The sequence below is a fragment of the Lysinibacillus sp. IITD104 genome (genome assembly GCF_036698265.2).
In the GTDB taxonomy this organism is placed as follows: Bacteria; Bacillota; Bacilli; order Bacillales_A; family Planococcaceae; genus Lysinibacillus; species Lysinibacillus boronitolerans.
The window spans coordinates 322,950-337,066 of the sequence record NZ_JBAHYH020000001.1 but is presented as its reverse complement, the minus strand read 5'-3'; the positions used below and the strand labels follow the sequence as shown (position 1 = coordinate 337,066).

Annotated in this window: 18 protein-coding genes and 1 pseudogene; 5 read left to right on the top strand and 14 right to left on the bottom strand. The window is 37.0% G+C overall.

The window, feature by feature from the left end; translation table 11 throughout:
• Positions 1–95 precede the first annotated feature (95 nt).
• Positions 96–1,148: an AI-2E family transporter gene (locus V1L66_RS01720; protein ID WP_016993427.1), complete on the bottom strand. Its 1,053-nt coding sequence runs from the start codon at positions 1,146–1,148 to the stop codon at positions 96–98.
• A gap of 422 nt (positions 1,149–1,570) precedes the next feature.
• Here V1L66_RS01720 and V1L66_RS01715 point away from each other — a divergent pair, with 422 nt between their 5' ends.
• Together V1L66_RS01715 and V1L66_RS01710 are read left to right on the top strand one after the other, a co-directional pair.
• Entirely contained in the window at positions 1,571–1,960 is a 390-nt protein-coding gene (locus V1L66_RS01715; RefSeq protein ID WP_333004624.1) for a RidA family protein, read from the top strand.
• A gap of 129 nt (positions 1,961–2,089) precedes the next feature.
• A pseudogene (locus V1L66_RS01710) lies at positions 2,090–2,380 on the top strand (alpha/beta hydrolase fold domain-containing protein); the annotation flags it as partial.
• Between the two features lie 142 nt (positions 2,381–2,522).
• Here V1L66_RS01710 and V1L66_RS01705 read toward each other — a convergent pair.
• The 5 genes from V1L66_RS01705 to V1L66_RS01685 all read right to left on the bottom strand — a co-directional run bounded on the left by V1L66_RS01705 (position 2,523) and on the right by V1L66_RS01685 (position 5,594).
• Positions 2,523–3,461 (bottom strand): ring-cleaving dioxygenase, encoded by a 939-nt coding sequence (locus V1L66_RS01705; RefSeq protein ID WP_312123884.1) that lies wholly within the window; start codon positions 3,459–3,461, stop codon positions 2,523–2,525.
• A gap of 75 nt (positions 3,462–3,536) precedes the next feature.
• A complete protein-coding gene (locus V1L66_RS01700) occupies positions 3,537–4,130 on the bottom strand; it encodes an NADPH-dependent FMN reductase (protein ID WP_016993431.1) in 594 nt (197 codons plus the stop codon).
• 136 nt (positions 4,131–4,266) lie between these two features.
• Positions 4,267–4,611, bottom strand: a complete 345-nt coding sequence (locus V1L66_RS01695) for a hypothetical protein (protein WP_312123883.1) — start codon at positions 4,609–4,611, stop codon at positions 4,267–4,269.
• Positions 4,612–4,633: 22 nt separating this feature from the next.
• Positions 4,634–5,158 carry a GNAT family protein gene (locus V1L66_RS01690; protein ID WP_312123882.1) on the bottom strand — a complete coding sequence of 175 codons (525 nt, stop codon included), beginning with the start codon at positions 5,156–5,158 and terminating at the stop codon, positions 4,634–4,636.
• A 16-nt stretch (positions 5,159–5,174) separates the two neighbouring features.
• Positions 5,175–5,594 (bottom strand): Lrp/AsnC family transcriptional regulator, encoded by a 420-nt coding sequence (locus V1L66_RS01685; RefSeq protein WP_016993434.1) that lies wholly within the window; start codon positions 5,592–5,594, stop codon positions 5,175–5,177.
• A 109-nt stretch (positions 5,595–5,703) separates the two neighbouring features.
• On the opposite strand from V1L66_RS01685, the gene V1L66_RS01680 reads away from it, so the two are divergent.
• Positions 5,704–6,108 (top strand): carboxymuconolactone decarboxylase family protein, encoded by a 405-nt coding sequence (locus tag V1L66_RS01680; protein ID WP_036079658.1) that lies wholly within the window; start codon positions 5,704–5,706, stop codon positions 6,106–6,108.
• A 52-nt stretch (positions 6,109–6,160) separates the two neighbouring features.
• Here V1L66_RS01680 and V1L66_RS01675 read toward each other — a convergent pair whose 3' ends face one another.
• The gene (locus tag V1L66_RS01675; RefSeq protein ID WP_244905021.1) at positions 6,161–6,565 is read right to left on the bottom strand and encodes an Rrf2 family transcriptional regulator; all 405 of its coding nucleotides are present in this window, start codon (positions 6,563–6,565) and stop codon (positions 6,161–6,163) included.
• 107 nt (positions 6,566–6,672) lie between these two features.
• On the bottom strand, positions 6,673–7,200 hold the full coding sequence (locus tag V1L66_RS01670; RefSeq protein ID WP_016993436.1) for a cupin domain-containing protein: 528 nt from the start codon (positions 7,198–7,200) through the stop codon (positions 6,673–6,675).
• Between the two features lie 198 nt (positions 7,201–7,398).
• Here V1L66_RS01670 and V1L66_RS01665 point away from each other — a divergent pair, with 198 nt between their 5' ends.
• Positions 7,399–7,650 (top strand): SMI1/KNR4 family protein, encoded by a 252-nt coding sequence (locus V1L66_RS01665; protein WP_333004737.1) that lies wholly within the window; start codon positions 7,399–7,401, stop codon positions 7,648–7,650.
• Between the two features lie 25 nt (positions 7,651–7,675).
• Here the strand turns inward: V1L66_RS01665 and V1L66_RS01660 are convergent, their stop codons facing one another.
• The 4 genes from V1L66_RS01660 to V1L66_RS01645 form a co-directional block, all read right to left on the bottom strand.
• Positions 7,676–8,797, bottom strand: coding sequence for a serine hydrolase (locus tag V1L66_RS01660; protein WP_333004617.1), 1,122 nt, complete (start codon positions 8,795–8,797; stop codon positions 7,676–7,678).
• A gap of 268 nt (positions 8,798–9,065) precedes the next feature.
• Positions 9,066–9,185 (bottom strand): DUF4303 domain-containing protein, encoded by a 120-nt coding sequence (locus V1L66_RS01655; RefSeq protein ID WP_409072242.1) that lies wholly within the window; start codon positions 9,183–9,185, stop codon positions 9,066–9,068.
• A gap of 114 nt (positions 9,186–9,299) precedes the next feature.
• Entirely contained in the window at positions 9,300–9,743 is a 444-nt protein-coding gene (locus V1L66_RS01650; protein ID WP_016992784.1) for an SRPBCC family protein, read from the bottom strand.
• A 491-nt stretch (positions 9,744–10,234) separates the two neighbouring features.
• Positions 10,235–10,279 carry an erythromycin resistance leader peptide gene (locus V1L66_RS01645; protein ID WP_112118014.1) on the bottom strand — a complete coding sequence of 15 codons (45 nt, stop codon included), beginning with the start codon at positions 10,277–10,279 and terminating at the stop codon, positions 10,235–10,237.
• 202 nt (positions 10,280–10,481) lie between these two features.
• Here V1L66_RS01645 and V1L66_RS01640 point away from each other — a divergent pair, with 202 nt between their 5' ends.
• Positions 10,482–11,321 (top strand): YitT family protein, encoded by an 840-nt coding sequence (locus V1L66_RS01640; protein WP_036079667.1) that lies wholly within the window; start codon positions 10,482–10,484, stop codon positions 11,319–11,321.
• 324 nt (positions 11,322–11,645) lie between these two features.
• Here the strand turns inward: V1L66_RS01640 and V1L66_RS01635 are convergent, their stop codons facing one another.
• Entirely contained in the window at positions 11,646–12,554 is a 909-nt protein-coding gene (locus V1L66_RS01635) for a D-alanine--D-alanine ligase (protein WP_312123877.1), read from the bottom strand.
• A 4-nt stretch (positions 12,555–12,558) separates the two neighbouring features.
• Positions 12,559–14,007, bottom strand: a complete 1,449-nt coding sequence (locus V1L66_RS01630; protein WP_036079675.1) for a PLP-dependent aminotransferase family protein — start codon at positions 14,005–14,007, stop codon at positions 12,559–12,561.
• Positions 14,008–14,117: the final 110 nt, after the last annotated feature.

The following is a 14,117-nucleotide window of genomic DNA, read 5'->3' as shown; positions in this document are numbered from 1 at the left end:
CTCTTAAATAGACCTGTGGGCCTTTTATCAATATAAACACCTCTTGTGCAGTAAATAAGGAATCATCAGATGTGTAGATGATTCCTTTGTTAGAACTATTCCATTTGTTTTTCAGTTGGTACTTTCACCGATTTCTTCGTAGGGTCTTCCGAGGAGGTTACACCTAGAATATCAAGCATAAACATAAATAGTGGAATACCTATGATTAGTCCCCATACACCAAGGAAATGCTCCGAGAAGAGAATGACCATAAACGTATAGAAAATCGGTAAATCTGTTTTTGCGGACATAAGCTTTGGGTTTAAGAAGTATGCTTCAATGGCGTGTAAAACCATGACAATGACTAAAATGTAGACGATGTACATCAAGCCACCAATGCTATATGCGATAATGCTTAGTGGTATTAACGAAATAATAACTCCTGCGACTGGAACTAAGCCTAAAATAAAGAGCATAATTCCAAGTGCAATCAAATGTGGGAAGCCCATAATGGAAAGGGCAATTACGGATAATACACAGTTAACAGCAGCAATAATAAATTGGGCCTCAATTACTTTGCCAAAAGAGCGGATGAAGATTCTTGAGAAGTAATGAAGCTCATCATAAAGCGGCCCAATTTTACTATCCTTGAACTTGGCTGTAAACTCAATAATACGATTCTTCTCTAACAAGATGAATAAACTCAATATTAGCGAAATCAAAATTTGCATAATGATTTTACCAATATTCGTAATATTTTTAAGAGTTAAATCCACACCTTGCTCTAAATATTTCCCGAGCTCTATTTTCTCAAAAGTTGGTGCTAAGTATCTCGCAATCTCATTGTCATCTGGATCGAGATTAAAACTTGCAATGAGGTCGAAAAGCTGCGTAATTTGCTGGGTTACAATTGGTAAATACTTGTAAATGACTGCAACAATACCTGCAACAAGTAAAAGGTATAACGTTACCGTCACAGCTTTTTCATTCATTGGCGTGTATTTTCTTATGCTTTTCGTTGTCTTTGTCGTAAGCTGGTTCATCAAATAAGTAATAATAAACGTAAGTAAAATTAGATTGATCATACTACGCATTAAATATAATGCAAGAGCAATGCCAACTAGAATAATAAAACGCTTAAATCCATTACTCCGAAAGAAATTATTCATTTATTCACTCCTTCTACAAAACGGCCTCGCTGCCTCTGCTACCTAGGGCTACACTATAAAATTGATTTATAACAATACGCATCATTCTTATGTAAAAATTTCCCTCTCATTTAATGAGTATAGCCATCTACCTTCAAAATAAGACGAAATGTATGTTTCTTTTAGAAGTGTCTCTATAAAACCTAAGGCGGGGGTGAAGTGAATTGTATGTCTTGTCAAATTAAAAAGTCGATACTTTTATCCTTTGTGAAAGCTTTATCAGCGTATTAGCCAAAATTCTATAAATCTATTATAACCCTTTAATCCAGCATATCCAATTTGTATGTTCTTTTATAATGGTATTTGTATAGAACTTTTATCAACTATTACTTTATGCTATTTTGATTAGAGATATAAATAAAATAGAGACAAGGACTGATTCTTTGAAAATCGCGAGAAACCCTCAGAACATTCATCCACCCGTTGCTCCTTATGTTCATCAAATTGAGGTGACAGGACCTCAGAGGTCGTTAACGTTATCTGGACAGATTGGCATGATGACCGATGGATCTATACCTGAAGATGCAATAGGACAATTGAAGATAGCACTTGAAAATATTAACAAAAATCTAGCTAGTGCCGATATGGAGATTCAAGATATTACAAAGCTCGTATTTTATTTAGTGGGGGATATGGATGCTAATCGACGAAAGGAAATTATCAATGACTTTTTGGAGGAACATCTTCCATGCACAACATTAATGTATGTCGTTGCTCTTGCTACACCTGCATTAAAGGTTGAGATTGACGCATGGGCTTGTAAGGAATTATAAACTCATCCTATGTTTTATAAACTAAATTTGTGCATTTTTTCTTATTTTTTCAATACCCCTTTAGCACTGCTAAAGGGGCATTGACTTATTATTTAACTAATGTCAGCGTCGTTGCAATGGCATTGTTTTTACTTAGGAGAGGAAATGGACATCATTGCACTTTCTCCGTATGCGGTCCCTGCAAGAGCTGAAAACTTAACAGGATTACCGCCAGCCTATATATGTATTGGCCAACTTGATTTATTTCTCGATGAAACGATTGATTATGTAACACGTCTTGCACAGGCAGGAATTGATGTTGAATTCCATCTTTACCCTGGCAGTTACCATTGTTTTGATGTCTTTGTGCCAGAAGCAAAAGTAAGTCAGCAGGCTATTCAGAACTATTTAGATGCCATGGCACGCGCACTCCATTTTTGATTAGCACTTCACCTTCTAATATAAAGATAAAAAATGCGAAAATGTTGACTATCAACATTTTCGCATTATTTGTAAATCTATTGTGGACGTTCTATCTCAAAAATCTCGCCAACTTTAGCTTAGCTTGATCCTGCAAGCCTGCTTAATCAAGCTCACGTACTTTAATCGGAATTAATGCTCTTTCTAATTGTTCACGATGCTGCTCGTATTGAGGTGGCAACATTAATTGGCTACCCATTGTCTCTGGTGTCTCGTCATGAGCAAATCCAGGAGGATCTGTAGCGATTTCAAATAAGATTTCGCCAGGTTCACGGAAATAAATCGCATTAAAATAATTACGATCTTTTACTTCTGTTACATGTTGTCCATGATTCATCACATACTCTTGCCATTCTAAATGATCTGTATTATCTTGGGCTCTCCACGCAATATGATGCACAGTTCCTACACCCATTTGGCCACGTTGACCTGCAACTATTTTTAAATCCACTGTATTGCCGATCTCTGCACTAGAAGTAAAACGCGTATAGTCACCTTCCGTCGCTACCTTTTCAAGACCCATTACTTCTGTTAAAACTTTGGCAGTTTCTTCAGGGTGACTTGAGAATAGTGTAGCTCCACCAAAACCTTTAATGGCAACTTCAGGTGTTACTTCACCAAATGACCATTCATTTACTTCACCTTCCGTACGTGCAACGAGTTCAATATGCAAACCATGCGGATCATCAAATTGAATGACTTGCTCACCAAAACGTTCAGCTTTTTGAAAAGGAATCGAGAATTTCGCTAAGCGATTAACCCAAAATGGCAGTGCCCCTTCTGGTACAACATAAGTTGTAACGCCAACCTGACCATCACCAATACGTCCTTGATAAGCATTAGCCCATGGGAAGAAGGTGATGATTGTTCCTGGTTTTCCACCTTTGTCACCGAAATATAAATGATATGTGCCCGGATCATCAAAGTTTACTGTTTGCTTTACTAAACGTAAACCTAATACTCCTGCATAAAAATCAATATTCTCTTGTGGATGTCCTACGATCGCTGTGATATGGTGTATACCTGCTGTATGTTTTTTCATGTTAACAAGCCCTTTCATGACTTTTTTTCTCACCTATACTGTGCCCAATTTATCCCTACCTCAATCTGTAAAAGCTTAGCGAATTGTATATAACGCTTTAGACCACGGGATCAATTGGTCTAACATTTGGTTTACTGAATCTATTTGTACTTCTTTTGGTTTAAATTCTGTGCCATTTTCAAAATCTGTGAATAATGATAGTGCTGGGTGAACACGCACATCTGCGATTAAAAGCTCTCCCATAATTCCGCGTAAATGTTCTGCTGCACGAGCACCACCAACAGAACCATAAGATACGATTCCAGCTGCTTTGTTATTCCATTCAACACGTAAGTAGTCTAGTGCATTTTTTAATGCCCCTGTAATAGAGTGATTGTATTCTTGTACGATGAATACAAAGCCATCTTGTTTAGCAATAATTTCTGACCAACCTTGTGCTCCTGAAGCGTCCTGTCCTGGCTCACCCAATAATGGTAATTTATAATCAGCAATATCAATCACTGTATAATTGGCATCTCCGCGTTGATCTGCAATTTCCTTTACCCACTGTGCTACTTGAGGGCTTACACGACCCTCACGAGTTGATCCAATAATAATACCGATATTTAATTCTGCCATTGTTTGTTCCTCCTCTTTTTTTGTACGAAAGAATTTATTAAAAAACCCCATAATTATACCTCCTGACGAAGCTAAAGGTTCGAATTCGTTTATCTTGAATTTATTTATCTTGAATTCGAGATAATAATAGCACGAAATTTTTATAAACGTCAACAACTTTGTTTTTAAATTAAAAAGGCAGAGAAAATTAATTCTCTGCCTTTCCTAAATGCATATAAACTTGTGATTTTAAATAACGATATTGACCGTCATTAGTATCTTGAAAAGCCTCTTCTCTATTTGAATCAATGTCTTGGTAGTCGATTAGGCATGGAAATTGTTCCTCGGAGAAATCCTTTCGTTCTCCATTAATGACATTATAAAAGTGCCAGCCTTCCTCAAGAAATGTCTTTCTAATTTCTCCTCCAAGAATATCCTGCACAACTAATGAAGTGACGCCACATTGTCCTTTTGCAGGGTTGTCCACACTCCATTTAGAACTTGATTGAATGGACCATGATTTTCTTAAGGCATTTAATACATCTTTTTCCATGCTGAAACTCCTCTCAAATACTTTAAAATGGGACTTCATCTATTTTTATTGGTGTCGACTTCCCTACTACCCAATCATCTTTAATGGCACCATAGACAATACTATCTGTCACGGTACCATCCCCATTTTCCCAAGCATTTCTTAAATACCCTTCCTTCACAAAGCCAGCTTTACTAAAGCATTTTCGCATTCCTATATTATCAACTCTTGTGTAGCCTTCAATACGAATTTTCTTTCTTTCGGCAAACAGATATTCTTGTAGCCAATGAAGTGCTTTGACACCATATCCTTTGCCTCGATAATTTGCATCTAAACGGAGATCAAAAAGAGGGATCGTATCGTTTATATCATGAATAAAAATAACTCCAACTCTATCTCCATCTTCAAGTATCCAATGTGTTTCACGATTGTTCTGATAGTATCCTTCGGCATATGCAGCTCGTATAGCCTCTTCTTTTAAGTAGGAATTCGTGTGATACAACCATCTATTTTGCGTTAATAAATGAACTAAATCATCAATTTCTTCTTCAAATAATTTGATTTCCATACATATCTCCTTTCATCTAAACGTCCTCACATATATCTGAAAAAATAAAATTAGTTTTTGTATGTGCATATGGCTGTAATGCATCAATAAACTGCTCTACATCAGGAAAAGATTGAAAATGCCCCTTTAATAAAAAACATGACTCACCTGAAATGCGATAACAGAAGTCTATATTTGTATAAACCTTCAGATGTTCTTTAAAGTCTGCATAGCGGTTATTTTTGATTGTCGCCTCAACAATCGCTTCAATTGGATAACCCAATGCTTTTTTATTAATAGCCAACGTATATCTCTTAATGACCTTCTGTTCCTCTAATTGTCTTATTCTTTCACGAACTGCTGGTGCAGATAAGTGAACCCTTCTTCCTAGCTCGCTCATAGAAATTCGACTATCTGCCTTTAATTCTTTTAGTATCATTTCATTAATGAAATCCATCGTGTAGATATCCCTTCTTTTTGAAAGAAAAACATCGTATTTTCCTTCGAATTTATATGTTAACCTCGTTATTAACATTTTACACTATTAATAGAAGGAGGAATGACTGATGACACTTATTCAATTACATAACAAGGGCTTAACACCCTTTCAACAATTATTAGGCTACAACGAGGGAATTCAGCTTCACTGGCAGCAGTTAGGGGACGTACTAGAAAAAGAGGGGCATCTATCTGCTCCATTAAAAGAAGAAGTTCGAAAAACATTAGCTCAAAAAAACGGATGTCAGTATTGTCAGGCTAAAGGCAAGCCCAATCCTCAGGACTATGATGAGAAAACAGCAGTATGTACAGGTTTTGCAGAAGCGTTCCTGGCTACCAAAGGGCACACTGCCCCAAATATCACAGCTGTATTAAAAGACTATTTAACAGAAGCAGAGATTAGTGAGCTACTAGCATTTATTTGCTTCACGACAGCACAGCAATATTTTGGCGCACTCATGCAATTAACATAATAAGAAGCTAGGGGAGAACCCCTAGCTTCTTATTCAGCATGCTTCCTTTTAATTAAATTTTATTAGCTATATCTACAATAAATTTCTTACTAAGCTCTTCTTTCATATTATTTTCAGCATCCACCATCACTTGTTCAATGAGACAGCCTTGATGATGGAAGGAATCATCATGTTCAGAGGAACAACTAAATAATGAGGTTTGTCCCTCAATCGCACATATCACATCTAAAAACGATATTTCTTGGGAGCGCTTAGAAATACGATAACCACCGTTGACACCTGGATTCGACTCAATTAAACCTGCCTTCACAAGCTTAGTTAATATTTTGGAAAGATAGGTTGGTGATAATTTTTGCATTTCTGCTAAAGCCTCTACACTCATTGATTTCCCTTTAGGATTGAGTGTTAAAAATACCATTGTATGTAAAGCATAATTTGTTGCTTTTGAATACTTCATTATTCATCACCCTTCATTCAGGACCTTTATTATCTGCAATTAAAACACATTCTATCATAGTTAAAGAAAAAAGCATGTTTTGTATGAAAACACGCTTTTAAGATCTCTTAGTCATGCTGTCCATAACCCGCTTCTTCAGCCATAGCATCAGCCTTTGTTACATGAACAGTCCCAAATGGATGATTTGGTGGCGCATAAATTGTGTAAAGCTTCAGTGGTTTATCCCCTGTATTCGTAACATTATGCCATGTTCCTGCTGGTACCATAATAGCCGTATCTTCTGCGACATGTCTCTGATAGTTTAAATAATCTCTAGTTGGCCCCATTTGCGTTAATCCATGCCCCTCTTCAATACAAATGAATTGGTCCACATGTGGGTGTACTTCTAAACCAATATCTTCTCCGACATTAAGACTCATCACCGTTACTTGTAAGTTTGACCCTGTCCACAGTGCTGTACGATAATTTTTATTGCGCTTTGTAGCCTCTTCAATGTCGATAACAAATGGTCTTGGTCCAAAATCATTCTGGGTATTACTTCTTGGTGCTTGTTCTACCTGATTTGGATAAGCCCAATAAACAGGTTGATAGCCGTAATGATACGATTGATAATTACCGTAATAAGGGTGGTACATTTATCTCAATCCTCTCATGCATGATAACGCTATAGTATGCAGTTGAATGAAAGAAGGTACTCACATGTAGTTTGACTTAATTGAGTAATATTTATATATAGACTGGAAATAGGTATCCTGTTTGCTACATTAGCAGAAAAGCTTGCAGGCACTACTGCGATTAAATAGTTTTCTGGACACGGTGTTGAAGATGATTGGATTGTAGAAGTTGAAGCAGAATTAGGATTCGAATTACCACCATCCTATTGCTGGTGGTTAAAAAATTATGATAATGGGCAGCTGAATGATGGATCTATTCTCTCGATCGGTCAACCAGCATACAGAGCCATTAATGGTCATGGTATTCTCTCTATCCATCGTCTTAACTACTTAATGAATGACATGATCTATGAATGGGCCTCTTCTTTCTCAGAATTTCTTAAAAAACTGATTGAGGAGCGTAGTCAATAGTATGAGCTGTCTTATCTAAGGACACTCACAACTCGGAAAATTCCTCTTTCAAACGCTTACGAAATGTATTATCTGTAAGAAATTTCAATTGAAAACTATTCATACTATTTGAGAGCTTAATCTGCTCCATTGTATTTAAGTTGTTAGCGAAAAAGGCTATCTCTGTTTGATTTCCATCTTTATCTTCCGCATAGGCTGCTAGTGTTAACACAAATGCAGTCGACCCTCCCTTTTGACCAGCATGTTTTAACCATGCTTGATTTCTAGGATTCTGCATTAATTGCTCCAACACAGGATCTAAATATTTATGTACCTCTGGACTAAAGAAATTTTTATCATTCAATTTTTTTAATATAGAGATGTAATCATTTGTTGTGGCCCTTATTAAACGATCAGACCATATCTTTTGAAAATCCATATTAAGCATTTTTTGAGCTTTTATTTTCTCCTCAATTGTCAAAGGATGTTCTATCCAATTCGAATGAATAGCCAATGCACGCTCACGATATTCAACCATATCCATTTTTCGCAAAGCCGTTAATGTTGCTTTTTTCGTTAGATTTTTTTCCTCCATCAAGTGAATGGGAATATAAAGCGCACTTACAATTGGATACAAAGGTTCATGCTCCTCTACATTTAACTGCATAAGTACATCATTAATCATTTGAAAGTCTAATACATGCATTAAATATTCTGTATTTGCATTGGAGCTATAGGCAATCATGCCATTTGCTACTTCACTTAAAGGTACACTATCTGCCCCCTGAAGATTTAACTGTGCTAACCATGCTTTATGTGCGCCGCCATCTGTTTTAGGAATATAAAAAGCCTCTAACTCCTTGAGATCGACTTGCTCTTGAGGATTAATACGGCCATCCGCTGCTTGTTGAGCATAGGCGATGGCTACGATTATTTTAACCGTACTTGCTAATGGTAGCTGCTCCTTGGTGTTTAGCTCCACCCAATGTTGTTGATTATAGTGAATGGCTACGGAAATATTTTCATCCTCTTTATGTTCCTTGATAAATTGCACAATATATTCAGGATCATTCTTCTTGATTTCTTTTTGAAACTTCCAAAAAATAATGCTACCTACAAAACCTATACAAACCAAAACACCGCCAATCATCCAATACAACTTTTTCATATTCATCCCTCCATCATTCAGCTGCTTCTAACAACCATTGCTGTAATACTGTAGACGACTGGTTATTTAATCGTAATGCTATTTCTGTGTTATTTTTTCTGGCGGCATCACTTCTACAAGTATACATACAGAATCCTTGCTTGATTTACCTCGAATAGTCCTTCTTCATCTTAATGGTAGAGATGGAAGGGCGCTTATTAAAACACTGCCGAACATTCGAAAAATGATCTTCTCCATAGCAATAATAAGGGGAATCCGCATAAGACCATTAGATAAGGGATGCCCTTTCAGATATGTCACAGTTAGTCTGTTTAGCAGCCTGTCGTTCCAGCGCTTCCCATGACCAAGCTGAAACGCACGGAGCATGCCCTTCTCCAGTGGTGCACAACGCGCAGTAATAATACCGTTCACCATTTTTAAAAAGATCCAGAAACGTTTTTCTCGCTGTACAAACTATTTCAGCTGCCAATTGCTCGATGATAACGATCGTTGATATACCTTCTTAATGAATTAGAGAAGCTCTTAAATTGCTAGCCCCATTTTCTAAATATCCTTTAAGGCATGTTAATGTATAGACCCAACCCTCTTTTTGGCCCATCATTTTTGCCACAATTTCTGGATCATGTGCATTTAACCCTGATTCTACAACAGTAATAATTGTTTCACTTTGTGATTCTTCAAGTGTGATGGTTACCATCGTCACTTCACCATGCTCTTCTCCCCAAACAAACACAATTTTTTTATCCATCTCCATTTCAAGGACGGTGATCACACCCTCTGCACCATACTCCTCATATTTAAGCGTGATTCTTTTACCTTCCCCCCATCTTTCGGAACTGCTAGAAAACCAATAATGCCCGATTTCAGTAGGGGAAATAATGGCTTCAAATACTTTATGGGCTGGTTGATTGATTTTTAGTTTCGTTGTCACATCCGTATTTATCATCGTTCATCATCCTTTTTTCATATTGTCTATCTACACCTTCGCCGAAATTTTCCATTAACCTTCCTTTCTAATAAAAATTCACTAAAAAAGGTGCGATTCTCCTAATGGAATCGCACCTTTTCACTTAAAATAAGCAGAAGGCGTATGGCCTCACCACCACTAAGTGTGGTAATTTTCTTTTGTAAATCAGTGCCAGCAAACTGCATGGAATGAAGTACGCTTCCTTTTCCATATTGCTACCTCCCGAAATGATCATTCCGTATCGATACGAGCTTTTAATCAAAGTTCGTATCAAAAGAATAAAAGACTATACATTTCACTTTCCTCCCTACATTCAATAAAAAAACACAGACAATTTGCCCGTGATGTAAAGTAAAAGAGATCTATTGTAAGACAAGCGTCTCTTTTCTCATAATTATGAAGATGATTAAAAAAGGACAGACTATCCCATTTACTCTGTTTTCACAAAACAGCGTTTGACCCTATTTCAGTTACTGGTTCAACATTGGGAAACGTAGTCTCATAGCATGTGTCAGTTTTTAATAACCCTCCTTGCAGTGTTACGACTATGATAAATTCTCGCTTTAATGTGTCAAGTTTCGAAAGTTCTCTCTAAAGACACACTAATTACTGTCGATATATCACAAATGAACATTCCAAAAAGTATATCATTTGGTGAAAACCTGATATAGTATGGAATTTAAGAAAAATAAAATTTGATTTGGTGGTGTTATGTGAATGAAGAAATACGTTATCGATATTTTAATGATTATGCTTGGATCACTGCTTTTTGCCCTAGCAGTTAACTTATTTGTTATTCCAAATGATTTAGGTGAAGGTGGCGTAACAGGCTTAACGATTATTGCTTATTATCTGTTCGGATGGTCGCCAAGTATTGTTAGTTTTGTTATGAATGCAGCTTTACTTATCGTGGGTTATAAATTTTTAAATAGACAAACAACAATTTATACAATCATTGCGGTCTCATTCCATTCTTTATTTTTACATTTAACAGAAACGTGGTCTATCTCTTCAGATGAGATTATCGTCAATACAATTTTTGGTGGCGTATTTGCAGGAGTCGGTATTGGCTTGATTATCAGAGTTGGTGGTACAACAGCAGGTTCTACCATTTTAGCGAGAATCACTAACAAATATCTTGGATGGAGTATTAGCTATGGACTTTTATTCTTCGATTTAATTGTTGCTTTTTCATCCTATTTTATCATTGGTGCAGAGGCATTAATGCTAACAATTGTTATGCTATATGTTGGTACTAAGGTAATGGAGTTTGTTATTGAAGGAGTTAACCCTAAAAAGGCAGTTACCATTATCTCTAAGAAGCCAGAAGACATTGCTGGACAGGTAACTGCTTATATGAATCGTGGGGTAACTGTGCTATCAGGTCATGGTTATTACACAAAGGAACAAAAGGAAATCCTGTATATTGTTATCAGTAAGCAAGAAGTTGTTAAGCTCAAAAAAATTGTCAAAGAAGTCGACAAGGACGCCTTTATTGCCATTCATGATGTAAGGGATGTTTTCGGAGAAGGCTTTATTGAATTAGCAAAATCATAAACAGTCAATAACACCTTTTGTAAGTAACAACAAAAGGTGTTTTATGTTGTTGAAAAAAGATTCATGTTACTAGCAACAAAAGATCTTTTGGCAAAGCGAAGGGGGATTTCCTTTTCACCAGCGTCCTTTCTATGGAGCGTCCGATAAGCCGCTTCACTCACTTACGTTCACTCCAGGGTCTCAGCTGTGACGCTGGCTCCTCTCCAATCAACCATGTGCAAAGGTGTCTTTTCCTTATCTTTCATACTTACAGTAGAAGTAGCTTGCAACGGATATCCATTTTCACCTTTCACAAAAATTCTATTGGTGATTTTGTTTTTCGATTTACTTATTTCTATCAATCTGTAAAGAGCTTTCAATAATACTGTCTAATAGTGCTGAATAGCTGATCCCCGCTGCAAGGGCACTTTTTGGTAGGAGGCTATTTTGCGTCATGCCAGGCAATGTATTAACCTCCAACACATAAGGAAGACCATCCTTAATTAACATATCTACTCTTGCATAAACACTGCACTTTAAAGACTTGTAACTAATCATCGCTGCTTTTGCCACTCGGTCATGAATCGCAAGGGGCAGTTCCACAGGCTCCTCTACTGTAGAAGCATCGTCATATTTTGCCTGGTAGTCAAAAAATACTGCTGTATGTTTGATTGACAGGACTGGCAATAGCTGTTCATTGAGTATTGGGCATGTAATTTCGTCGCCAATCAAATATTGCTCAATAATGATTTCGCTATCCCAATTTAATACTTCTGTAACAGCAGCCAATAAGGCACTCCGATCATGAACAATTTGAACACCCACACTAGAGCCACCAGCATTCGGCTTAACTACAAGTGGATAACCCATAAGCTCTATATCCTGTAAGGGCAGCTCATCCCCCTTTATGAGATGCACCCAATCTGGTGTTGCGACACCTTCATATCGAAGAATTTTTTTAGCCATATTTTTATCCATGCACAAACTACTTGCTAGAAGACCGCTTCCTGTATAAGGAATACCCAATGTTTCCAGCACTCCCTGAATCGTACCATCCTCCCCGAACTTACCGTGAAGTGCTAATAAAGCCACATCAATGTCACGCACCTTGTCAATTACCTCTTTGTTGTCATCTAATGTAATGGCTACAACTTCGTATTTTCGCTTATCTAATTGAGTGACCATTTCCTTACCTGTCATGATGGAAACCTGCTTTTCAGAGGAAGTACCACCCATAATTACGCCAACCTTCATTTTTTCAACTCCTCATAACGTTTTTCAATGTATCACCAATGATTTGAATACCTCGAACAATATCGTCATCTGCTAAACGAGAAAAACCTAAACGAAATGTATTACTACCTCTCCCATTTGTATAAAATACATCGCCTGGATAAAATACTACGCCCTTGTCATAGCACTTCTCCAGCAACAAACGTGCATCTACTGCCTCTTCTAGCTCTATAAAGAGATGAAGCCCCCCATCCCCTGTTATCCTGCTAAAGGGAATGTATTGCATACAGGCTTGACGGGCAAGCTCATATTTTTTCTTGTAAACAAATCTTGCTTTCTTTAAATATTTTTCAAAGTAACCATCCTGTAAATATTGATATAACACTGCCTGATCCAGTGTTGATGTATGAATTGTTCGCGCTCTTTTCATACTTTCCAAGCTATCAATTAACTCCTTATCTGCTAAAATCCAGCCAACACGTAAGCCAGGGAAAAGAATTTTAGAAAAGCTACCAATATAGACAATGTTATTACCTGTACCACTAAAAGCGATTAGTGGTGCCAAATGAGAGCTTGAATACCTTAATTCCTCATTAAAACCATCTTCTACAATGGGTATTTGATATTTTGAAAAAAGCTGAAAAATAGCACTCCTTTTCTCGGAGGAAGTGACAATTCCTGTTGGATTATGATAGGACGGGATAAGATAGGCAAAATCGAAATCCTTATCTGCTAACGTTTTTTCCACCTGTTCCATGTCAATCCCGTCATCTTGCATATCGATGCCATGTATGTCTAGCCCATGCAAACGGAAAAGCTTCAATGCTGCGTGATGTGTAGGATTTTCACATAGTACACGCCCTGATTTTTTAGCTAAAGAGGTCAATAAAATATCGAGACCTTCTGTAAAACCATTTGTAATTAAAATATCTTTATTAGAGATGTCTACACCTTTCATCTCCATATAGCTAAGAAGATGGTCAATTAAAGGCTTATATCCCTTGGCATAGCCATAGTTCAAGACAATATCTCCTTCAATCGACATTCTTGTGAGAAACGCCCTTTTGAAATTTTCAACATCAAAAAGCTTTTCTTCTGGGGCAATACTCGTAAACGAAATCATGCCTTTTTTCCAGTGTATATCTTGCCGTATTAAATCGATTTCATCTGCTAATAAAGTGGTTTCATTCAGCCTTTGCTTCCAATCTATTTCAATAGAAGACGTTTTCAATGTAGTAACCTTTCCGATAAAATGCCCTTTTCCTTTCACTGCATAAATGATGCCATCTAGCTCTAATTCGGCATATGCATTCAGCACCGTATTCCTACTGACCGCTAATAGCTTACTAAGTTCACGGGTAGATGGAAGCTTTTGATGTTCCAACAGATGCCCCTTGACAATCATGTCTTGAACATAATCCTTCAATTGTACATAAATTGGTCGTTCATCCATAAGCTTAAAATCACTAAACACTTCCTAACCCCCTTGCTTCATTTTTGCATAAACCATGATAACCAAAAAGGTCCACGCATTATGTAATTTCCTGTTAGAGTGGTTGCTCTTTCTTCTATCATATTTCAATA